The following is a 19,942-nucleotide window of genomic DNA, read 5'->3' as shown; positions in this document are numbered from 1 at the left end:
TGGATCCTCACCAGTAGGTTGGACGTGTGGTCTCACGTTTCGTTCGCCTGGTCATGGCGATGCTGCTCCTGTCCCTATGCGCCTGCAACATCAACCCCAAAGCCGTCCCCTGCGATCCGATCGACGGGCGCAACCTCGCCCCGGATACTGGCACGCTGATGGGCGTGAATCTGGAATGGGGCAGGGAAACCCTCGCCGAGTACTCCGACAAGCTCGGTGAACGCCCCGCTGTCGCAGTGACATTCGCGGACTTCCCCTTCAACGAGGAAGACCCCGACCTGCTGGCATCAGCGGCCGAACAGTTACGCCAGAACGGGGGCACGCTGCTATTGACCCTGGAACCGATGGAAGGACTCGACGCGGTCACGTCCGAGCGCGCGGACGAGCTCGCAGCCCTCCTCGCACGGTTCAACACCAACGGGGTGCCGGTGATCGTTCGCTTCGCCCACGAGATGAACGGGTCCTGGTACCCCTGGGGACAGCAACCAGCCGAGTACATCGCCGCCTACCGACGCGTCGCGGACGCCGTCCACGAGCAGGCCCCGGGGTCGGCGATGATGTGGGCGCCGAACTACGCCGGCGGGTACCCGTTTGCGGGAGGTGAGTTCGAATCCCTCCCCGGATCCCCCGGATTCGCGGAGCTGGACACCACCGGTGACGGCGCCCTGACGTCCTTCGATGACCCGTACGCCCCTTACTACCCGGGCGATGACGCCGTGGACTGGGTGGGCATGTCCCTCTACCACTGGGGCAACACCTACCCCTGGGCAGAAAGTGAGATGCCCGAAGAAGGCAAGTTCATCGACCAGCTCACCGGTACCTACAACGGCAAGAACGGCAACGACGCGATACTGCCGGACTTCTACACCCAGTACGGAGTCGACCACGGCAAACCCGTCGCGATCCCCGAGACAGCGTCCCTGGTGCAGGCCGACATCGGCGAACTCCGAAGCCTGAACATCAAGCGGGCATGGTGGGAGCAGGTCTTCGACCCCACAGTGCAGGAACGATTCCCGCAACTGAAGATGGTCAACTGGTTCGAGTGGAACAAGATAGAACCCGAAGTCGGCGCGCCCGTGGACTGGACGGTCCTGGAAAACGACACCACCCGCACCAGCTTCACCAGCGCACTACCGGACTGGTACCACTACGCACCCAAACCGCAAACCTGCGGAGAACCCCTCGCCTAAAACCGCCGTGGGTGAGAACCAGGCGTGGGAACTACCCCATGGCCGTCAATGCATGACGCCTAGCTGATGCTCACCGCACCCAGGCGCACCCGACCGCGCACACTCACACAGCAGCAAAGATCCGATTCCTCACACGCCTCAGCGGAAGCCAGCGCTAGAGGCTGGGTTTGGCTCAGCTTGGTCACTCCCTCAATCAGTGACGGTGAGGACACCGGTAATGATGATGGCGCCAATAACGACGTGAAGCATGCTTAGTCTCATTTGAGCTAGAATCGATAAAAGGGGAATTATTTATGATCAGCACGTAATTGAGGAGTACGACAATGGCGCAGCGTGTTCAGGTGGATTTGATTGACGATCTCAATGGTGAAGAAGCTCATGAAACCGTCCGGTTCGGTATCGACGGCACCGACTACGAGATCGACCTCACGACGGAGAACGCGGAAAAGTTCCGATTAACCCTGTCTGAGTACGTGGACAAGGGCCGGAAGGCGAAGACGGGCCGTCGCGGACAGGGAGCACAGAGCGGGCAGGGCGGGCAGAGCTCGTCCTCGACATCCACGAGTAGGTCCAAGCGGGAAGAGACGCAGAAGATCCGCCAGTGGGCGCAGGACAACGGACACAACCCCAGCTCCCGTGGTCGTATCACTCAGTCCATCGTCGATGCCTACAACGAAGCCCACTAGAACCTGACCTAACGGTTAGTCGGCTGGCGGGGGAATAGTGGCGGGGCCCCACTGCACATCGAACCTTGGTCGCCCCGACCTCACAAACATCTGTATCAGGTGTCGCGCAGGGACCAAATTACGCTTGCAGGACCAGAGCCTCGGGTGATGAGCGGGCTCTAGTTGACGTTGAAGGGTGTGCTGGGGTCGGAGGTGGTGAGCCCGGTTCCGGTGAGGATCAGGGTGTAGGAGCGTGCGGGTCCTCGGACGGTGAGGTTACTGAACGTGGCGACGCCGTTGATGGCGTTGACGGTGATTGTTCCGCCAAGGTCAGGGCCCTGCGTGCTGGTTTTGCTGATCGTGACTGCTGCGGTGCTGGTGGTCTGGTTGCCGTACTGGTCGAGGATGCTCGCGGTGATCGCTGGTGTGATGACCGAGCCTCGTGTGGTGTTGGTGGGCTGCTGTCCGAAGACCAGTCGAGTTGCTGCGGCCGGGGTGATGGTCACGCTCTGGGAGATAGCTGACACGCCAGTGCTGGTCGCAGTAAGGGTAGGAGTGCCGGCCCGCGTGTCCCCGTAGTAGAAGGTTGCGCTCGAGGATCCGGCGGGGATGGTCACTGTTGTGATCGACGCACCGCCGGAGGCGGTGGAAAAGACCCGTGTTCCTGTCGAGGTGGAACTCAGGGTGATTGTCGTACCACCGGTTGGTGCGGGGACAGGGTTGCCGGTCGCGTCCTGGCGTTGGACGGTGATGGGGTCGGCCGTCGCTGCAGCGGACGCCGCCCGTGGAGTGATGTGTGTCGTGTAGGCCAGTCGCGTTGCGGTAGTCGACGCAACCGACACGGCCTGGGCGGCGCTGGTCAGCCCGGCGCCGGCCACGGTCACGGTCGCGGTGCCGCTTCTGGTGTCCCCGTAGTAGAACGTGGCTGCCGAGGCACCGGCCGGGATCGTGATCGTGGAGACAGGGGAACCAGCCCTGCTCGGGGAGAACACGGTCGTTCCGGTGGAGTTCGATGACAGGGTCAGGGCAACCGGGGCTGCCGAGGTGACCGGGTTCCCGAAAATATCCCGGCGCTCCACGGTCAGGGGGCCGGTCGTCGCGGTCGTGGACACGGTTCCGGTGACCGGTGCCGTCGTGAATACCACGAGGCTGGCGGTGCCAGCGGTCATGGTTGCGGTCTGGGTGGCGCTCGTCAGGCCGGTGATCGCCGCGGTGATGGTAGGTGTACCGGCTGTCGAGTCGCCGTAGTAGAAGGTGATCGAGGATGCGCCCGCCGGGATGGTCAGGGTTGTCACCGACGCCCCGCCGGGAGTTGCCGAGAACACGCGGGTGCTGGAGGTCGAGGACAGGGCCACGACCGTTCCGCCAGCCGGAGCCGGGACGGGCTTACCGGAGGCATCCTGCCGCTGAACAGTCAGCGGCCCGATCGACGCGGTCGAGGCCGCCGCACCGGACACGGGCGGGGTCGTGAAGACGGCTTTGGTTACCACGACCGGGTCCGGATCAGGGACCGGCGTCGCCGCCGTGAAAACATTGAAGCTCGTGCTAGTGGCTGATGCGAGGCCAGGACTCGCAGCGACCAGCGTGTACCCGTTGCCTGCTCGATCGACGGACAGATCGGCGAACGTCGCGAATCCTTGCGCGTCAGTTGTCACGGTCAGAGTGCCCGATAGTGTTGCCGGCTGGCTGCCCGACCCGGGGTTCGATGCCAGACTCATCGTGATCGGGACCCCTGACCGGGAAACCGGCGTCCCGTTCACCGCCTGCAGGCGGACAGTGACTGGCGGGGACATCACAGCACCAGCGTTGACATCGGAAGGAGCGACGCCGAAAGCCAGACGGGACGGTGCCGTGACAATGACTGGACTGCTAGGGGTGCTGGTCGCGGTCCAGGACCGGTAAACCGCGGTCACCGCGTACCGGTAGGTCCCGTCAGCGGCACCGGTGAAACCCGTGTCCGTACACGAGGTGCCCGACAGCAGATTCGTCGGCCCACTCCCACACGCCAGCACGCCCGTATTACTTCCGCCCGTACGGCTTCCACCCGTACTGCTGTCATCCGTGGCTGCTGTGCGGGTGACGTAATAGCCGGCAGGTGTCAGAGCACCGGTTGAGGCGGCCCAAGTAACGGGCACGGCAGCAGAGGCCGTGCCGACGGGCACGGTGACATTCGTAGGAGGTGGGAGGGTGCCGGTGGTCACGGTCGCGCTACCTGATCCGGTGTTCTGCCAGAAAGCCACAGCCGACGGGACACCGAGGACGACGGCCGCCAACACAGTCATCAGTACGGCAATCAAAACGGTCACCACTAGGGCTGACCCACCAGCTGACAGCACCACCAGGGGCCGGACCCCGACACGGGATCCGGCCATTGGTACAGCTGATGGCTGACCTGCAGGTGACACATGAACTCCCCAGAACATTCACAACCAGAACCAGCTCGCACCAACTAGTACCCAGCTAAAACCTAGCCAAGACCCACTAAGCGGCAGGAACGAGTGCTGCAGTTCTAGCCGAGGTGAGGGGGCACAGTGGTTAGTTGGTGACGAAGTACAGCGGCACGGCAGCGTTCTTGCAGCCGTCCTGGTTGAGGTTCGTGTTGTTCATGGTGATCGTCACGGTTCCGGTCTTCGTCGCGCCGGGGGCGATGTCGCCGGCCGTGAAGGTAGCGGGAGAGACCGTGTAGTCCGCGGCGGAGCAGTTCGCCACGTCGTTCCAGACGCCGCCGTCAGCTTCGGCGACGGTGACCTCGACGTTGTTCAGGCGCTGGGCGCCGGTGCCGGGGTTCGTGACCGTGAACGCGACCGTCTGGGTAGGGCCACCGGGGCTCAGCGGCCCACCCGTGGCAGCAGAGCTGGCAACCGTGAACGCGACCGCGTCGCCGGTCTCGGCTGAGCCCGTCCCGACCCCGGTGGTCGTCCAGTACGCGAAAGCCGCTCCGCCGCCGACAGCGACCAGTGCAACAGAGGTGATGGCGATCCGCTTCTTCGAAGACTTGGTCTTGTTCATAATTGACTCCCCCAGAATGTATGTGTGTCGTCGCTCCCGATCGGGGCGGCGCTAATGTGCTGTTCTGGGATTACTCTGACAGGCACACCTCAACCCAGGGCGATCAAACCTTCAACCAAACCGAGCATTCCCTCAAGCTTCGAGACGCACCTAAAGAACAGGCATCACAAAGGCGCCCTAGAAGTGTCAGAGGTGTGCGTTGTGAATACGTGCTGTCGAAGGCATGCATCGCGGAGGCGACGTCGCCGCCTTTGCTGTTGGGTCTAACTGCACGAATAGGTGACATCTGATCTGGGCCTTCGTTACTCCTGCGCTGCGCTAACCCTGCCCTGATCCTTCAGCCTGCTGCAGGGTTTTCTTGCCCGTGTCATGAAACGGTTGAAGGGCTCGGTTCCACGCTGGAGGGCCAGCACTACATGGGGGCACAATGCGTAACACTCTTACTCTTGCGCGGGTTCAACCCGTCGCAGATGAGCGCGGGGCAGTAGCGGTCATCGTCGCATTGCTGATGGTTGTACTGCTCGGCTTCGCCGCCCTGGTGGTTGACATTGGCATGCTCTACGCGGAAAAAGCCGAACTGCAAAACGGTGCTGACGCAGCAGCCCTCGGTGTCGCCCAACACTGTGCTGCCGGAGCCTGCGGCACCATCAACACCACAGCCTCCTCTCTGGCCTCCGGCAACGCCAGGGATGACTTCGCCACGGCAACCCCCACCGTCACCGGGAACACGGTCACCGTGAAAACGAGCACCCTGAACCCGGACGGCTCTCATGCCCTCGCACATTTCTTCGCCCCTGTTCTCGGCATCGACAGCACCGAGGTCGGCGCCACAGCGTCCGCTGCCTGGGGAAGCCCCTCGGCGGGGCCCGCCATACTTCCCCTGACGTTCTCGATGTGTCAATTCGATCCGGCTCTGACAGGAACCACGCGGCTCATCCAGTACAACACCGGCCCCTCCTGCGTCGGGCCGACAGGCCATGCGATCCCGGGCGGGTTCGGGTGGCTGAAAACCCCAGCGGGAGCCTGTTCGGTGAATGTCGATACAGCAACCGCCCGCACGGCCAGCGATACCGGCAACAGCTTCCCGGGAGTTTGCCTTGACGAACTAGAAACGATGAAGAACCAGACCATCCTGATTCCCGTCTTCGAAGACACCGGAGGAAGCGGCAACAATGGCTGGTACAAGATCTACGGCTTCGCCGCGTTCGAAATTACGGGCTGGAAATTCGGCGGCAACGGCCAGACAGGCCTGAACTGGAACAACAGCCCCTCCTGCACTGGAAACTGCAGGGGCATCATCGGTTCCTTCCAACGCTTCGTAACCCTCGATACCGACTTCACCTTCGGCGGCCCGAACCTCGGAGCACGATCCGTGCACCTCACCCAATGAACGGATCAACCTGCGCTAACCCGCGAACCGACTGACCCGCTCCCCTACCAACCTGCGCTGGCCCGTCCGACCCGTTTGATCCGGTTAGTTTGGTGTAAGCCGCGTTCAGCGGGGTGTATGAGGTGCGCCCGGTTGACCGTGATCATCGCGTTGAGCGAGATGAGTCGCCCCTCGAAGGTGGCGCCGCTGGGCATGAAGACGTTTTCGTCACGCTAGAGACCGATGTCACCAAAACCACCACTGTCTCCCACGGTAAGAACAACACCAGTACCAAAGCGTGAGGAAAAAGACCGGACCACCCCGAAAGATGGTCCGGCCTCAAGTCAGCTGGCGGGTCGTACTACTCTCGGTCGCGGTCCTTGAGTCCGCCGAGGACGTCACTGCCTCGTCTTCTCCTAGTCAACCCTTGTCTGGGTTGCCCTTCGCGTAGTCCTTAGCCCTAGCTGCCACTTAGCTTCGATCCGTCAAAAACGATGCCCTTCCTCTACCAAACCCGGACCCTACAACCGCCAGCCCCGGCTTGATAAGTTCGTCCCGCATCTCCGGAGGTGATTACTCGCGGTTGAGCTTGTCCTGCACGGTGCCGGCCATCTTCTCGACGGTGTTCGGGATCTCCGTGGTGCCGTAGAAGCGTGAGTCGGGGTGGGTTGCGGGCGGCATGGGGGCACGGGTGGTGGGGCCTTCGTGGTAGGTGAACTCCCCCTTGCCGTCGGGCGTCGGCCCGGCCGCCCAGCTGCCCTCGGAGGCGGTCTTGCCGTCCGAGAAGTTGAGGTACTGGTAGGAGACCTCCCTGGCTTCCTTCTTGAGCGGGAAGTTGCTCGGCACCGGGAGTTCCTCCAGCTTCGATTCCTGGAGTTCGCGGGCTGCCGCGATCCACTGGTTCTGGTGCATGGTGTCGCGGGCCAGGAGGAAGGAGAGCATGTCCCGGATCCCGTGGTCATCCGTCATGTGGTACAGCCGGGCCACCTGCAGTCGACCCTGCATCTCCGCGTTCGCGTTCGCCGTGAAATCCGCCAGCAGATTGCCGCTGGCCGTGACATAGCTGCCCTGCCAGGGGTTGCCCATGCTGTCCACCGGCCGGGCGCCGGCGCCGGCGACGATCGCATGCTGCATGTCCGTCCCGCCGAGCACGGCAGCGATGGCCGGATCGGACTGGACCGCGTCCTCGGTGATCCCGAGGGGGGCCTTCTCGAGGAGCTGCGCGATCATCGTCGCGAGCATCTCCACGTGGCCCATCTCCTCCGCGCCGATGCCGAACAGCAGGTCACGGTACTTGCCGGGGATGTGCGCGTTCCACGCCTGGAAGCTGTACTGCAGGGCCACGGTGATCTCACCGTACTGGCCGCCCAGGACCTCCTGCAGCTTCCGCGCGTAGACGGCATCCGGCTTGTCCGGACTGGCCTTGTACTGAAGCTCTTGCTTGTGGAAAAACACTGGTTCTCGCTTTCGTCAGTCAAACACCACTGAAGATAAGGGCACTACCAGCGCGCCCCGTTGTCGACGCTACGCCTTCTGAACGGGCACGAGAAAGGCACAGTCGTGGAGCTACCTGGCCCCTTGACGACTTGGGAATCACACTTAAAAAGTGCACGACGTGTAGTTTTCTCTGCTGCGTACTTACACACGGACCGCGGCCGTGACTCATCCAGTGGACACATCCGGCACAGGTACTACCGAGGTGTTGAAAAACCGCCCTAAAGGTCTAGGTAAGACTGGATATTGATAGCGCGGGTACCATCCCGTACGGTCTGGACCATGAAGAAAGGTGTGCTGTTAAGCGTCGTTGTTGGCGTCGTGGTGGGCGCGGTGCTCGGACTGCTGATCTTTGAAGGAATCGGGCCGATCGTCGGAGCCGTCTTCGGCGGGTGTATGGGGTACGTGTTTCATCTGGTGGCCGACAAGAACAAGCGGTCACCCTAGAAACGGCGCCGGTTGATCGGGTGCAGCGCCGGTCGACCCCGCAGAGTCTGCTGGCGGAAGCTAACCCGGACCCTGTGGTCCTCTACTCCGCTGCCCCACCAACGACGTCGATGTCGCCGCGGGCGATGTCTGTCCGGGCTTTGGCATACGCGCCGGCGATGTAGTCCTTGAGCTTGGTGCGCTCAATGCGCCACTGGCCGCGACCGCCGATCTGGATGGCAGGCAGATCCCCTGAGGCAATGAGTGCCCGAACGGTGCTGTGCTTGGTGTTCAGCTCGTCGGCCACCTGCTGCAGGGTGAGGAACCACAGCGGCCTGGGCGGCTGATCGGGCTGCCCGTCGTCCTGGGGTTGGTCTGTCATGTACCCAGCATTCCAGCCACCAAACGCTGCCCTGCTGACCGGCTGCTGATCGACGCCGGATCGACGTGGGAACGCGCCTTACATGGGTGGAGACGGAACCACACCATGAACTGTACCCCAAAAGTTGGACCACTAATTAGGAGCTTACGCTGCTGGTGTGGTCACAGGTTTTCGGCTGGAAAGGTGGTTTGAGTGACTCTGTCGCCCGGACGGTGCACCGGTCTGGCGTTCACTGGGGGTTCTCCAACTTCGTGGATGGTATGACCGCTGCAGGCCGTCTTGGTTACGGTGGCTCGCTCGATGCGCGACACGGTGAACCATCGCATTGCGTTGCGCATTCGGCACCACCCAACTAGGTACCACTGGCCGCTGGTGGAGGCGAACAGCACTGGCTCAACGTCGCGGGTGGTTGTGGCCCCGTCTCCCGATGTGTAGAGAAGACGTATGACCCGCTGCTCGGTCATCGCCTCCTCCAACGTCGACCTGATTCTGCGCGAAGTGGAGGGTGGCGCGTTGACCCAGACGCGGCCGGCCAGCTCGTCGGCTCGCGCTCGGGTTCTGGGATCGAGGACGTCCAGGATCTTATGGATACCGGCTGCTGCCAGATCAGCGTAGGGAGCTTCGGGTGCAGCGGACACGGCCGCCATGAGCGCCACGGCCTGCGCTGGGGACAGGCTGACAGGCGGCAGGGACGCACCTACAGCCAATCCGTAGCCACCGGCCTGGACCCGGACGCGACCAAACGGGCGCACCGCTGTTCTCGAGCGCAGCAAGGTCTCTCTTTACCGTGTGCACCGACACCCCGAACTCTCCGGCCAGCCGCTCGGCGGAGCAACCCCGGGATCCGGTACGGCGCAGCATCTCGGACAGGGCATGAAGTCGCTCTATTCGCTTCACCGCTGCGCCAGCACAAAATTCATGACACAAATAGTGACATACACCTGCCCGCAGTGCCTATGAGGGTAGTGAGATGACAACTACTACGAGCAATCCGACCATCATCCTCATCGCTGGCCATTGGCTGGGCGCTTGGGCGTGGGATGAAGTCCTTGAACACCTGACAACCGACCACTCTCGTGCCATCGCGATGACACTGCCTGGTCTCGACGGGGACGATCCCGAGCGTGCAGTGAAGACTCTCGACGATCAAGCCGCAGCGATTGAAGATGTCCTCACCCGGGCTGGGGTCTCCGAGGATCAGCCCGCAACTCTCGTCGCTCACAGTGGGGCGAACGCCCCCGTCAGCCTCGTCCTTGACCGCCACCCTGAGCTTGTTCATCGGGTGGTGTGGGTTGACTCCGGCCCTGTGGCGCCAGGAAGTGTCTTTGCCTCAGGCCTCCCGGAGGATTTGGAGGAGCTTCCACTGCCGTCTTTCGACGTCCTCGCGCAGCAGGCGAGCCTCGAAGGCCTAAGCTCAGAGATCCTCGAGCGTTTCCGGGCCCGGGCCGTCCCTCAGCCAGGTCCCGTGCTTCGTCAGCCCGTCGAGCTCACGAACGATGCCCGCCGCAAAGTCCGGACCACCCTGGTGTGCTGCTCGATCCCGAGTGCGCAGGTGCTGGAGCTGACCCGCGCAGGCCATCCCATGTTTGCCGAAGTCGCGACCATCGAGCACCTCGACGTCATTGACCTCACAACCGGGCACTGGCCTATGTGGAGCCGTCCCCGCGACCTCGCCACGGCCATTCAGTCAGCGGCTTCTCAAACCAACTGAAATCAAAAGACGGGTTTGCTGCACCGATAGGTGACATCTGATCTGGCTTGCCGGAAGGGGTCAGCCGAATCCGGCTGGCCCCTTCTGCGTCTTCAAGGCACTGATGAAACACTCGACGCTGCCCATACACCGCACCATCGGCTGAACTACGCGGTGGCTGAGACGGTGGAAGCTTTCTGTCGATACTCAGTAGGGCTCAAACCACCCAGCCGGAGTTGGATCCTGACGTTGTTGTACCAGCGCATATAGTCCTCCAGGTCTTTGGTGAAGAGCTCCACGCTGGGGTGTCGCTTGTGATGGAACATTTCCTCTTTGAGGTGCCCGAAGAAGCACTCGATCACGGCGTTGTCGAGGCAGGTTCCTTTGCGGGACATGGACTGACGTGCTCCTGCTACGGCAAGGACTTGTCGCCAGGACTGGTGTTGGTACTGGAAGCCTTGATCCGAGTGCACGAGCGGTCGTTCTCCGTTCTTCAGGGTGGATAGAGCCTGCTGCAGTGACGTGTTTGTGAGCGGGAGGCTTGGTGAAGTGCCCCAGGTATACGCAACGATCGACCGATCAAACAGGTCCATCACCGGTGAGAGATATACCTTCCGCTCTCCTATCTGAAACTCGGTCACATCCGTGACCCACTTCTCGTTCGGGGCATCAGCGGTGAACTCCCGGTTGAGCACGTTCGGGGCGATGAGGCCCTCTTCACCTTTGTAGGAGTTGTAGCGCCGGCGCCGGATCCGGCAGAACAAGCCGAGCTCCCTCATGAGCTTGAGCACCGTCTTCTTTGCTACCTTCCATCCGAACTTCGTCAGCTCGAAATGGATGCGACGGTGCCCATACCGGCCTCGTGCGGTCGAGAAGGCTACTTCGATGGCGACTTTGAGGTCGGACCGCTGATCCGGTAGGGCAAGCCGGGACTGATGGTAGAAGAACGTCGACCGAGGTAGTCCCGCGATGTTCAGCAACAGGTTGAGCGGGAAACTGGCCCTGAGAGCGAGGACGGCTAGAACCTTAACCGTCGTCCGGGTGCCCTCAAGGCTCGTACTTTTCCCAAGTAGGCGTTCTCCGCCCGCAACCGTTCGTTCTCCTGCTGTAGCCGCTCCAACTCCGACGGGTCGTTTGTGTTCCCATCGCTTGTGCGCGGTCTGCCTCGAGGCTTACCACGCAAGCCTTCGTCGCCCCCGTCACGGTAGTGCTGGACCCATCGTTGGATGAGCCGGGTTGAGGAGAGGTTAAACTCCTTCGCTAAATCCATGTAGATTTCACCGTCGAGGGCGCGGCGAACGATCTCGGCTTTGAAGAGAAAGGTAAAGGTCGCTCGGGCTGGTCTAGTCACCAGAGCATCATCACCACGAAGACGCCACTGGTCATACAGGATCACGATGGAGCGCAGCCCTACACCTAGCTTGGTGTGTACTGCCTTCGCTCCGTGGCCGGTGTTGAACAGCCTGACTGCCTCAGCGCGTTGGGCTTCGGTAAGGGAACTACGTTCGAACAAGGGATGGCTCCTCAGAAGTCGGGACTAGATTGCGGTCCAACTTTCGGGGTGCAGTTCACCACACAGTCCCGTCTCCGGTTTTCCCTCGTGACAAGAAATGCCATCAGCGCCTGAGTATTCTGGCACTGAAGGTTCGGTGGCGCCGACGCACCGCCCAACCTGAAGGTCTACGAATTGGTCTGTCGATTGTCACTACCCTGGCGGCTTTGTTCATGGCCCTGACGGTCTACTCCCCCACGTCAGGTTCCCTCTCAGCTGCGTGTGAGCATCAGCCCTAGAGGGACGAGGTCGCCGCAAGTACCTGAAACCCTAACTGGGTGATCGGTGAACTCCTGTTCACCGCGGCACCCTGACACACAGGCCATCAAATCGGTGAGCTTGTCAGGTCGGGGATTGATCAGGCTTTGTTGGCGTGCTTGGGGCAGCAGTAGCGGCCGACTTCGGTGGTAATCGTCCGGTAAAACCAGCGCTCGGGCAGGAGCCATCCCTCACCTGAAGCTTGTGCTGTGGCAAATGCAACACTGCGCAAGGGCCGGAGTCATCACTAACTCACCTCTCCATGTCGGAGCTGACTCAGGAGCGCTCTCACCCAGTACAACCATCGGTGAAGGCTCCGGTCGTCTCTATGTTTACACGCTCGGTACCGTCCGTTTGGCCGACTGGATCCAGGATTCTAACGCGGACCACATGGCAGACGGCGTCCGCACGCACCGGCCCGCATCGAGTCTCAGCTCGACCTGCTCAGGACGATGCGTGAGAACAACGTGCGCCGGTTGGCAGCACGTCAGCTCGCGGACCTCTCCCCAGAGACCCTGCGCCAGATCCGCACGATGATTGACGAACAGCTCAAGGCAGAGCCTTCGCCGGCCCTGTCGCGCGCCAGCATGTCAAAGACCCGGCCGTCACCGCCGGGGCTTTTCCGTACCCGGGATTGCTCTACTTCGCCCGCTCACGCCCTCACGGCATAGCCACCGCCGACGCTCCGCTGCGAAGTCGCAGCGCCCGCAGGCCGCCCCACAGCGAGTCATTCCAGCCCCTCCCCCACCGTTTCGAGCAAACGCTCCCCACGCGGCCGGTCCATCTACTCAGAGGCAGCCGAAGCATCGCACCTCCGAACCTCGGAAGTTCGGTACTGGCGGCGGCCACCGGCGGCCTGGATACTAGAATGCACTCCCGAACTTCCGCAGTTCGTAACCTCCGACATCATCGTCTTCTAAACTCCGGAAGTTCGGCAGTACGGGCGCGAATGTCTGCATGCAGGCGAGCTTCTAGGCCCCCACGTTTGGGGTCAGCCAGGCTCAAGCAGCACCGGGGCTTGGTACTGCCCAACTCCAGAAGTTCGGCAGTACCGACGTCCCACTCTTCTGTCCGTTCAGCCTTCCGCAACTCGGCAGTTCGGAGCCTGCAGACTCAGAGAGACCCGGGGTTCGTGTCTTCCGGACTTCGGAAGTTCGGCTAGGTGCACCTGCAACCGCCCCAGACCTCGACTTGCCAGTCAGTAAACACCTAAATCGGGAAGTTCCGGATCTTGGTTCTTCCGAACTTTCGGAGTTCGGTAGTACGGGTAGCAGAAGACCAGATCGAGCGGAACACCTGCGCTCAGCAGATCGTAGCCACCGAGGCCAGGCATGCCCAGGCTTCGGACCTTTCGAACTTCCGGAGTCCGGTAGTGCAACATTCGAGCACGCGTTGGCGAAGAGCCCCAGACCTCGGAAGTAGGGGACCATGAGAGCCCACCTCGTCCGAGTTCGGTCCTTCCGGACTTCGAAAGTTTGGCAGTGGTGAGCTCGCCCACAGCTCAGCGGTCCAAGCTCACGCACCTCGCCAGTCAGCCACCCACGAGTTGACTAGGCCCCGTTCTTCCAAAGTTCCGGACTCAGCAAACTCCGGAGTTTCGGCAGAGCTCCCGCCCCCTCAGCAACACTTGGCCGCCAACCTACGAACCTCGGGAGTCTGGCGGTGCAACGCCTGGTCCAGCTCCGGAGTACCGTTCTTCCAATCTGCCAAACTTCGGAAGTTCGGGCTGACGGTCGTGCCTCGCGCGCGCGTGGGATCTTGCGGCGAGCTTGAACCCTCGGAACTCTCGTAGTTCCGGAGTTCGACACCTCGGACCTTCGAAAGTACGAACCTACAGACTTCGGTACGTCGGAACTCACCGGCGGTTCCTCCGAGGTGGGGGAGGGGTCCACTGGTAGGTTGGGTCCGTTAGCTTGCCGGCTGACAGCTGGAACTCTGTAAGTTCCGTACCTTGGGTGGCCCCTGTGGCCGCTCCATCTAATGCACGCAGATTCCTACTGCAGCCGGACCAATTGTCATTGCAGCGAAGGATCCGTGCGACATGAGAGTTGTCTCTGTCATCAACCAAAAGGGCGGCGCCGGTAAGTCCACGACCGTCATGAACCTGGCGTCGGTGGTCGCCGAGCACTCACGCGTGCTAGTCGTGGACGTTGATCCGCAGCTGTCCGTCACCTCGTGGGCGACCACGGCGGAAGAGCTTCCTGATGACCGCCGGCTGCCTTTCGACGTCGTCGCGGAGACTGACGTCGAGGTCCTCGCTCAGCTACGCGGTGCGGATTACGACACGATTTTCGTCGATACTCCCGGAAACCTGGAGAACATGGCGGTCCTGAAGGCCGTCGTGGCCAATTCGGACTTCGTGATCCTGCCAACCGAGCCAACGGCACTGGCCATGCTGCCTCTGGTCAACACGTTCAAGAGCATTGTCGAGCCCGGGGGAGTGGACTACCGGGTCGTCATCACGAAGGTCGACTCGAGGTCCCTAGTCGATGCCACGGACGCCCAGGACGAACTACGCGACGCTGGCCTGAAGGTCTGCAAGTCGTATGTGCGGTCCTACAAGGTGCACGAGCGTGCACCGCTAACCGGTCAGGTCGTGACCACTTATGACAAGACGCGGGCGGCCGAAAAGGCCGGCGCGGACTACAAGGACGTTGCCCGGGAGCTCTTGAGCATCTGGGCCAACCAGGAGACGAGGTAGATCATGGCGGTCAAGAAGGGGTTGAAGGGGCTGCTGAACCAGGGCAGCCAGGAAATGCTTGCCGCCATGCAGCGCGACCAACAGGACGAGGCAGATCGCAGCACGGGTAGGGGAGTGGGAGCCACTCTGCCCGTAGCCGCGCCGGCCGGGCCATCGTCAGCGGTCGCTACGGCGCTCCAGGAGCCATCAGCAACCCGGCCGGCGACCCAGGCGGTTCCCGAGCCTGTTGAGCCCGCCCCGGAGCCAGCTCCTCGCGCTCAACAGGAGCCTGTTCCAGCGGCGCCCAAGCAGGCGGCTCCGCAGCCTGAGAAGCCCGCGGGGGAGCGGGCCACAGCGGCGGAGCCCAAAGCCGCGAAGAAGCCGTCGTGGGAGGAAATGGACCGCAAGGAGGTCCGTGTCTACGGGGATCAGGTGCTGGCTCTGACGACGCTCCGAATGAAGATCAACAAGGGGAAGAAGGGCCCGGAACGCATCACGGACAACACCCTGATTCGTACCGCCATCGACCTGCTGTTGCAGCACCAGGACGAGCTCGGGGGAGTGACGGAGAACGAGATCCGCGCTTCCTGTGGTCTCGACCCGCGCTATTGACCTACAGGACTACGGAGTACCGAACTTCCGAAGTTAGGACACCACTCCCGCGCTTGGCACCTCGTATCTCCCGAACTCTGTAATTCTGGCATCAGCCCGCCGGCCTGAACGCCAAATCCGCGAGGGATAGGTCGTCGGGCGGTCCCTCGTACGTCTCCCACGGATAGTCGTCATCGGGGGAGGGGTACAGCGCATCCGGAGCACGCCCAGCGAGCCATTCCCGCCAGACTGCGCGCTGCGCCCTGTAGAGCTTCACCTGTGCTGCGACGTCCTCCAGGACGCCCAGGCACTCGGCAACCGTGGACAGGCTGGTGGAAGCCTCTATGGTCCATCCTGCACGGCCGCGAGTCGCGAGGTTCCACGCAGCGAGGATCTCGAGGGACTCGCTGACCGTGGTGCGGGAGAGCCTCGTGATGCGGACGAGCTCGGCCGTCGATAGGGGAGCGACCGATGTCTCCAGCGCCTCGTACACGAACGCCGCAGGGAAGCCGAGCTCCCTGAAGGCAGGCCGGAGGGCGTGCAGCTTGCCCTTCTTCCAAGCCAAATCTCCGGCACTGTCTTTGAGCGAATCCGGGACGGTGAGCTCGTACTGATCTCCCCGCGTCCCCTTTGCCTTCTCGAGCAGGGCGATGAGGGGGTTGGTCGCCGATCGAAGCGCGCGCAGATGACCGGCCACAGTGGTGTGATCGAGCCCTGTCGCAACAGCCAATGATCGGACCCCGAACTCAACGACCGATCCTCCGGTCATATGTGCCGCGGCTCCCAGTGCCCTGAGCACCATCCTTCGTGCGAGGTCAGCCCTTGAGGAACCCATTGTCTGCTCAACCAGCGAAGCGGCGTTTCTCCAGGTCCTGATGAATCGATGCTCGGCGGCAGAATCGACGAGCGTGGAATTACCACGGTGTAGTGCGGGCGGCTGTGTATGTGGCTGGCTTGTGGGGTTTTTATGGTCACTGCTTTGCCTTGCTGTGTTTGTGGCCTTTGATTTGAGGTGCCGATGTGAAGCAGCGAGGTCGCGCTGAAGTGCCTGGACTCTGTTCCCCGAGCTGTAGCGGGCGTAGAAGGACGCGAGGCCGGGCCAGATCCCCTGGGTCATGCGGCGGTAGATGTCGGTGGCGTCCAGTCCGGCAGCAGCAGCTCCCGTGATGACTGCCTGGCGAGCCTCGGAGTTGCTGCCGTAGCGGTTGGCGTCGTACAGCCCTGTGCGCGCGATGCTCTGCATGGCCTGGGACATCCGGGGAGCCGAAGAGACGTCCATCGTGTCCGCTGTGGACGTTTCGACTACGGGGGCCACCGCTTCGAGGCGGAGGGCCCGGGCAGCCTGGATCTCGTCCCGGAGGTCACGGCGCATCGCCGCCCAGACGGTCGAGGCGTTGGGCCGGCGTGCGACGTCGTAGGCCATCGATAGGCTCATGGCGAGCTGCTGGTGGCCGCCTGACTTGTGCCGGCTCCCGGGCACGCGCATACACCCGTGGAGGAGGTTCTGGTGGGGCGTCCTGTCGAGGCTCGGAAGCCTGTTGCCCAGCGCCTCAACGAGCTCCCGGGCATCGGCGAAGGTCGCCGGGTCGGCCAGCGGCACGTAGACGTGACGTCCGCCGTTCGGGGAGAAGTCCTCGATCCAGCGGGCGCCGAGGCGGTGCAGCCATTCCTGCAGGGCCCGGACGTCAGCTGTGACCTGGGCCAGGCCTCCCTTGGAGGCGTCGAAGTCGAAGAAGAGCGCGCGGCAGGAGCCGTCCTTGCCGAAGACGCGGACAGCTGCAGGCACGGTCGGCAGGGCATCGGTCAGATCCCGCTCGAACTTCTGTGGGTAGCTTCTACCGGCGTCTCGCGACAGCCTCACACGGGGCTGACCTGCCAGGAGGGGTGCTAGTGCAGCCCATACGACCGAGGGCTCGTCTTTGACAAGCGACACGCCCGAACTCTGTAAGTCTGGCAAGGCCCAGCCATGCTGGGGTAAAGTGATGGTATTCCTCCTGAAGGAATGACAGAGGTCCGCTCCTCCCAAGGGAAAAGGCGTTTGTTGGACTTACTTCCTGATCAGCCGGCAAGCAAACACAGGTTGTGAGTCGAAGTCTTCGAAGGCCCGCCTACGGCGGGCCTTCTCTTCGTTAAGAGGCGAGGCGGCCGATAGGCAGAGCCCCCTGCTGGTTGGTCTTGGTGAGGTCGGTGTGCTGGATGCGATCTTCGACAACGGAGGCTACCCAGTCGCTGACGTGCTCAAAGCCCTCAGCGGATGCGATCTCCCGCACCGTGTTGGCCTTCTCCGTCGCCAAGCGAAAGCCAATGAGCTTGCGGTCACCCTTGTGCCTGCGGCCAGGTCCAACTCGACCGTCTGCTGTCACAGCCATGATTACCACTGTCCTTTGAATCTGCTGGCCCCCGGGGCCTTCGCTTCGTGATCAGTTCCAGATGTCCAGTGACCTTGCGGTCTCAATTCTCGCGTGAGCGAAAACAGTTTTCTTTCCGGACACTCCGAACCTAACACCACGGTCAGTGACCACGAAGCATTACGGCAAAACTGTTTTTGTGTCGTTTTGCGGTCGCCCTGCGGGGGCGAGTCGTAAGTGGCCGTGTCTTGGGACACGCTCCCCTCTCTGCCGGTGGGCTGCATCTGGCCTCCTAACGATTGAAGGACTGTACCAATATGGCACAATCCTTCAATCCATAGCAATTAGTGCGCGGCTAGCTCTTCCACGCCCACTGGATCAGCTTCGCCTTAGCGTCTTCTGCTGGCACGTCAATCGAGGTGGATCGGAAGGCTTCTCCAAACATGGTCCTGACCGACTTCGCGGTGCGGAAGTATTGGCCGTGCTTGTCGATCCTGCGGGCGGAGACGCCGAGGTACCGGGCAGTCTGCCGGCGGTTCATCCCGGCCTCGATGCAGATTTTCACGGCATGGAAGATGACAGCGTAGGCGGCCTCGTTCTCCGGGTTCGCCTTGGTCAGGATCCGCTCTACCGCGATCTTGGCCTCTGGTGGTGTCTGACTCACGTTCCACTCCTCACTTGATCGACAGACCGGTGTCGAAGGTCTTGCGTGCCAGCTGGCGTGACCTGGCGAAGGCGAAAGCCCACAGTCCGAGGACGACGCAGGCTGTCGATACGTGCGTGACCAGCTCGAAGATGTAGAACGCTTCAGCCCCCGCCCGTAGTTCCAGCGGGTAGGCCAGGGCGCGTCCGATCGAGAGGATGAAGCCAACGAAGATCAACCTCGAGGCCAGTCGGCCGAAGCGCAGAGGGTTCCTGCGGCTGTCGCGGAAGACCGGCAGCAGGAGGGGCACCAGTACGTAGGCGGTGTAGGCGAGGACAATCCACTCGTTCAGTTCCACCGCGCGCTGCTCTTGGTACATCTCCAAGCGGGGTGACGCCTCGGGGGTATCCGCCACGAGGAGCGTGCAGAGCACCCCTGAGGCCGCGATCACGCCCACCAGGAGGCCGCGCTTTCCAACGATCCAGGTGGTAGCCGTTTCTGAGCCGTAGGCAACGGCGAGGTGCACGCCGAGGACCCCTACAGCGGTCATAGCGCAGCATTTGGCGATGAAGTCGGTGCCGTTGGAGATAGGCACGATGGCCTCCAGCACCTGATAGACGCCCGGCAGGGAGAAGACGTAGGCGGCGGTCAGCAGCACTCCCATGAGAGCCAGCCGGCCACTGGGTCGCAGCAGTGCCCGCGCCCCTTCGGGTGTGCGCCTGGAGGTCATGCGGTGGAACGTCAGTCCACCGAGGAAGATCAGCATGAAGCTGACTGAAATGACGTAGATGCTGTCGTTCATCCGATCAGGTCCGTGAGTTTCTCCGCGTATTCGAGAGCTTCCTTGCGCTGCCGGAGGCGGCGCTGGAGGAGGTTCAGTCGTTGTTGGATGAGTTCGACCAGGTCCTCGTTCTTCATCACCATCAGGGCCGTTTCCCGGATCTCCTCGGGCCAGTCGCCCTCTTCCATGGTGATGAGTCCGACGACGACAAGCCCCGCGACCATCGACGTCCCGCTGACCCGGGCAGCAGTGACCGCCTGGATGGGGGTGAGCTTGTTTTCCGAGAGCTGGTTGAACAGGTAGGTGATCGCCGTTCCTGTCTTCTCGGCCACGTCGTGCCGGACGTCGCCGGTGTCGATGGCGTCGATCCATGCTCGATGGGAACCGTCGTGGGGGAAGTCGATTTTGACCTTGTCGTTCCGGGGGAACAGGTCTTCGTGGAAGCGGTGCTGCAGCTCGACCATGAGGTCGGCGTGGTGGACCTGGCTGAGGACTTCCGCGGCCGTTGGTGTGCGGGGCCGGCTGTCGAGGTCTTCGTAGTCCTTGAAATCCGCCAATGCCGTGACTGGGTCGATACCGACGCCTCGGGCCACGCCGACCACGGTCGATTCGGGGACGTTACCGCGCCGGATCTGGTTGCCCACCGTGACGCGATGCAATCCGGTCAGGCGGCCCAGCTCACTCGCCGAGGTGGTGATGCCGCGACCTTCGAGCCAACGCTTGAAGTCAGAACCAGAAACAGCCACGGCACCTCCTTCAAGAGAGCACTAAATGGGAACGGCACGCCCATATAGCGAGGATGTCAAAATTTAAGCTATTGTAAAAACTGAGGAATTGGTTTCATCCCTCTTTCTTCACGTCTCA

17 protein-coding genes and 2 pseudogenes are annotated in these 19,942 nt (G+C 62.3%); 7 read left to right on the top strand and 12 right to left on the bottom strand.

What is annotated here, in order from left to right; all coding sequences use genetic code 11:
* The first annotated feature begins 26 nt into the window (after nucleotides 1-26).
* Nucleotides 27-1,190, top strand: a complete 1,164-nt coding sequence (locus tag ACX80L_RS15540; protein WP_459290747.1) for a glycoside hydrolase family 26 protein — start codon at nucleotides 27-29, stop codon at nucleotides 1,188-1,190.
* Between the two features lie 323 nt (nucleotides 1,191-1,513).
* On the top strand, nucleotides 1,514-1,876 hold the full coding sequence (locus ACX80L_RS15535) for a histone-like nucleoid-structuring protein Lsr2 (protein WP_459290745.1): 363 nt from the start codon (nucleotides 1,514-1,516) through the stop codon (nucleotides 1,874-1,876).
* 158 nt (nucleotides 1,877-2,034) lie between these two features.
* Here the strand turns inward: ACX80L_RS15535 and ACX80L_RS15530 are convergent, their stop codons facing one another.
* Both ACX80L_RS15530 and ACX80L_RS15525 read right to left on the bottom strand, forming a co-directional pair.
* Nucleotides 2,035-3,510, bottom strand: a complete 1,476-nt coding sequence (locus ACX80L_RS15530; RefSeq protein WP_459290743.1) for a hypothetical protein — start codon at nucleotides 3,508-3,510, stop codon at nucleotides 2,035-2,037.
* A gap of 880 nt (nucleotides 3,511-4,390) precedes the next feature.
* Entirely contained in the window at nucleotides 4,391-4,864 is a 474-nt protein-coding gene (locus ACX80L_RS15525) for a hypothetical protein (RefSeq protein WP_459290741.1), read from the bottom strand.
* Nucleotides 4,865-5,291: 427 nt separating this feature from the next.
* On the opposite strand from ACX80L_RS15525, the gene ACX80L_RS15520 reads away from it, so the two are divergent.
* Nucleotides 5,292-6,254, top strand: coding sequence for a pilus assembly protein TadG-related protein (locus tag ACX80L_RS15520; RefSeq protein ID WP_459290739.1), 963 nt, complete (start codon nucleotides 5,292-5,294; stop codon nucleotides 6,252-6,254).
* A gap of 552 nt (nucleotides 6,255-6,806) precedes the next feature.
* Here the strand turns inward: ACX80L_RS15520 and ACX80L_RS15515 are convergent.
* Nucleotides 6,807-7,688, bottom strand: coding sequence for a manganese catalase (locus ACX80L_RS15515; RefSeq protein WP_133079950.1), 882 nt, complete (start codon nucleotides 7,686-7,688; stop codon nucleotides 6,807-6,809).
* A gap of 321 nt (nucleotides 7,689-8,009) precedes the next feature.
* Between ACX80L_RS15515 and ACX80L_RS15510 the strand changes: the two genes are divergently transcribed.
* The gene (locus ACX80L_RS15510; protein ID WP_459290737.1) at nucleotides 8,010-8,174 is read left to right on the top strand and encodes a hypothetical protein; all 165 of its coding nucleotides are present in this window, start codon (nucleotides 8,010-8,012) and stop codon (nucleotides 8,172-8,174) included.
* 82 nt (nucleotides 8,175-8,256) lie between these two features.
* Here ACX80L_RS15510 and ACX80L_RS15505 read toward each other — a convergent pair whose 3' ends face one another.
* Together ACX80L_RS15505 and ACX80L_RS15500 are read right to left on the bottom strand one after the other, a co-directional pair.
* The gene (locus ACX80L_RS15505; RefSeq protein ID WP_459290735.1) at nucleotides 8,257-8,535 is read right to left on the bottom strand and encodes a helix-turn-helix domain-containing protein; all 279 of its coding nucleotides are present in this window, start codon (nucleotides 8,533-8,535) and stop codon (nucleotides 8,257-8,259) included.
* Between the two features lie 161 nt (nucleotides 8,536-8,696).
* Nucleotides 8,697-9,396 (bottom strand): annotated as a pseudogene (locus ACX80L_RS15500) (helix-turn-helix transcriptional regulator).
* Between the two features lie 109 nt (nucleotides 9,397-9,505).
* On the opposite strand from ACX80L_RS15500, the gene ACX80L_RS15495 reads away from it, so the two are divergent.
* Nucleotides 9,506-10,246 carry an alpha/beta fold hydrolase gene (locus ACX80L_RS15495; protein WP_459290733.1) on the top strand — a complete coding sequence of 247 codons (741 nt, stop codon included), beginning with the start codon at nucleotides 9,506-9,508 and terminating at the stop codon, nucleotides 10,244-10,246.
* Between the two features lie 146 nt (nucleotides 10,247-10,392).
* Here the strand turns inward: ACX80L_RS15495 and ACX80L_RS15490 are convergent.
* Both ACX80L_RS15490 and ACX80L_RS15485 read right to left on the bottom strand, forming a co-directional pair.
* Nucleotides 10,393-11,256, bottom strand: a pseudogene (locus tag ACX80L_RS15490) (IS3 family transposase); the annotation flags it as partial.
* Complete coding sequence (locus ACX80L_RS15485) at nucleotides 11,244-11,576, bottom strand: transposase (protein ID WP_459290851.1); 333 nt, start codon at nucleotides 11,574-11,576, stop codon at nucleotides 11,244-11,246. The gene ACX80L_RS15485 and the pseudogene ACX80L_RS15490, both read right to left, overlap by 13 nt.
* A gap of 2,500 nt (nucleotides 11,577-14,076) precedes the next feature.
* On the opposite strand from ACX80L_RS15485, the gene ACX80L_RS15480 reads away from it, so the two are divergent.
* Nucleotides 14,077-14,736, top strand: a complete 660-nt coding sequence (locus ACX80L_RS15480) for a ParA family protein (RefSeq protein ID WP_459279112.1) — start codon at nucleotides 14,077-14,079, stop codon at nucleotides 14,734-14,736.
* A gap of 3 nt (nucleotides 14,737-14,739) precedes the next feature.
* Complete coding sequence (locus tag ACX80L_RS15475; protein WP_459290731.1) at nucleotides 14,740-15,327, top strand: hypothetical protein; 588 nt, start codon at nucleotides 14,740-14,742, stop codon at nucleotides 15,325-15,327.
* Between the two features lie 91 nt (nucleotides 15,328-15,418).
* Here the strand turns inward: ACX80L_RS15475 and ACX80L_RS15470 are convergent, their stop codons facing one another.
* The 5 genes from ACX80L_RS15470 to ACX80L_RS15450 form a co-directional block, all read right to left on the bottom strand.
* Entirely contained in the window at nucleotides 15,419-17,263 is a 1,845-nt protein-coding gene (locus ACX80L_RS15470) for a MarR family transcriptional regulator (protein WP_459290729.1), read from the bottom strand.
* A gap of 172 nt (nucleotides 17,264-17,435) precedes the next feature.
* The gene (locus tag ACX80L_RS15465; protein ID WP_459279115.1) at nucleotides 17,436-17,675 is read right to left on the bottom strand and encodes a hypothetical protein; all 240 of its coding nucleotides are present in this window, start codon (nucleotides 17,673-17,675) and stop codon (nucleotides 17,436-17,438) included.
* Nucleotides 17,676-18,009: 334 nt separating this feature from the next.
* Entirely contained in the window at nucleotides 18,010-18,318 is a 309-nt protein-coding gene (locus ACX80L_RS15460) for a hypothetical protein (protein ID WP_459290727.1), read from the bottom strand.
* A gap of 10 nt (nucleotides 18,319-18,328) precedes the next feature.
* Complete coding sequence (locus tag ACX80L_RS15455) at nucleotides 18,329-19,099, bottom strand: hypothetical protein (RefSeq protein WP_459290725.1); 771 nt, start codon at nucleotides 19,097-19,099, stop codon at nucleotides 18,329-18,331.
* On the bottom strand, nucleotides 19,096-19,824 hold the full coding sequence (locus tag ACX80L_RS15450; RefSeq protein ID WP_459290723.1) for a hypothetical protein: 729 nt from the start codon (nucleotides 19,822-19,824) through the stop codon (nucleotides 19,096-19,098). Before ACX80L_RS15450 ends, ACX80L_RS15455 begins: the two co-directional genes overlap by 4 nt.
* Nucleotides 19,825-19,942: the final 118 nt, after the last annotated feature.

The sequence above is a fragment of the Arthrobacter sp. MDT1-48-3 genome (assembly GCF_054511015.1).
The sequence above is the reverse complement of the archived record's forward strand: the minus strand, read 5'-3'. Positions and strand labels throughout refer to the sequence as shown.

Coding starts and splice junctions, on each gene's coding strand:
- ACX80L_RS15520 (WP_459290739.1), top strand. CDS start 5,292: ATGCGTAACACTCTTACTCTTGCGCGGGTTCAACCCGTCGCAGATGAG.
- ACX80L_RS15525 (WP_459290741.1), bottom strand. CDS start 4,864: ATGAACAAGACCAAGTCTTCGAAGAAGCGGATCGCCATCACCTCTGTT.
- ACX80L_RS15510 (WP_459290737.1), top strand. CDS start 8,010: ATGAAGAAAGGTGTGCTGTTAAGCGTCGTTGTTGGCGTCGTGGTGGGC.
- ACX80L_RS15535 (WP_459290745.1), top strand. CDS start 1,514: ATGGCGCAGCGTGTTCAGGTGGATTTGATTGACGATCTCAATGGTGAA.
- ACX80L_RS15495 (WP_459290733.1), top strand. CDS start 9,506: ATGACAACTACTACGAGCAATCCGACCATCATCCTCATCGCTGGCCAT.
- ACX80L_RS15505 (WP_459290735.1), bottom strand. CDS start 8,535: ATGACAGACCAACCCCAGGACGACGGGCAGCCCGATCAGCCGCCCAGG.
- ACX80L_RS15465 (WP_459279115.1), bottom strand. CDS start 17,675: ATGGCTGTGACAGCAGACGGTCGAGTTGGACCTGGCCGCAGGCACAAG.
- ACX80L_RS15475 (WP_459290731.1), top strand. CDS start 14,740: ATGGCGGTCAAGAAGGGGTTGAAGGGGCTGCTGAACCAGGGCAGCCAG.
- ACX80L_RS15455 (WP_459290725.1), bottom strand. CDS start 19,099: ATGAACGACAGCATCTACGTCATTTCAGTCAGCTTCATGCTGATCTTC.
- ACX80L_RS15480 (WP_459279112.1), top strand. CDS start 14,077: ATGAGAGTTGTCTCTGTCATCAACCAAAAGGGCGGCGCCGGTAAGTCC.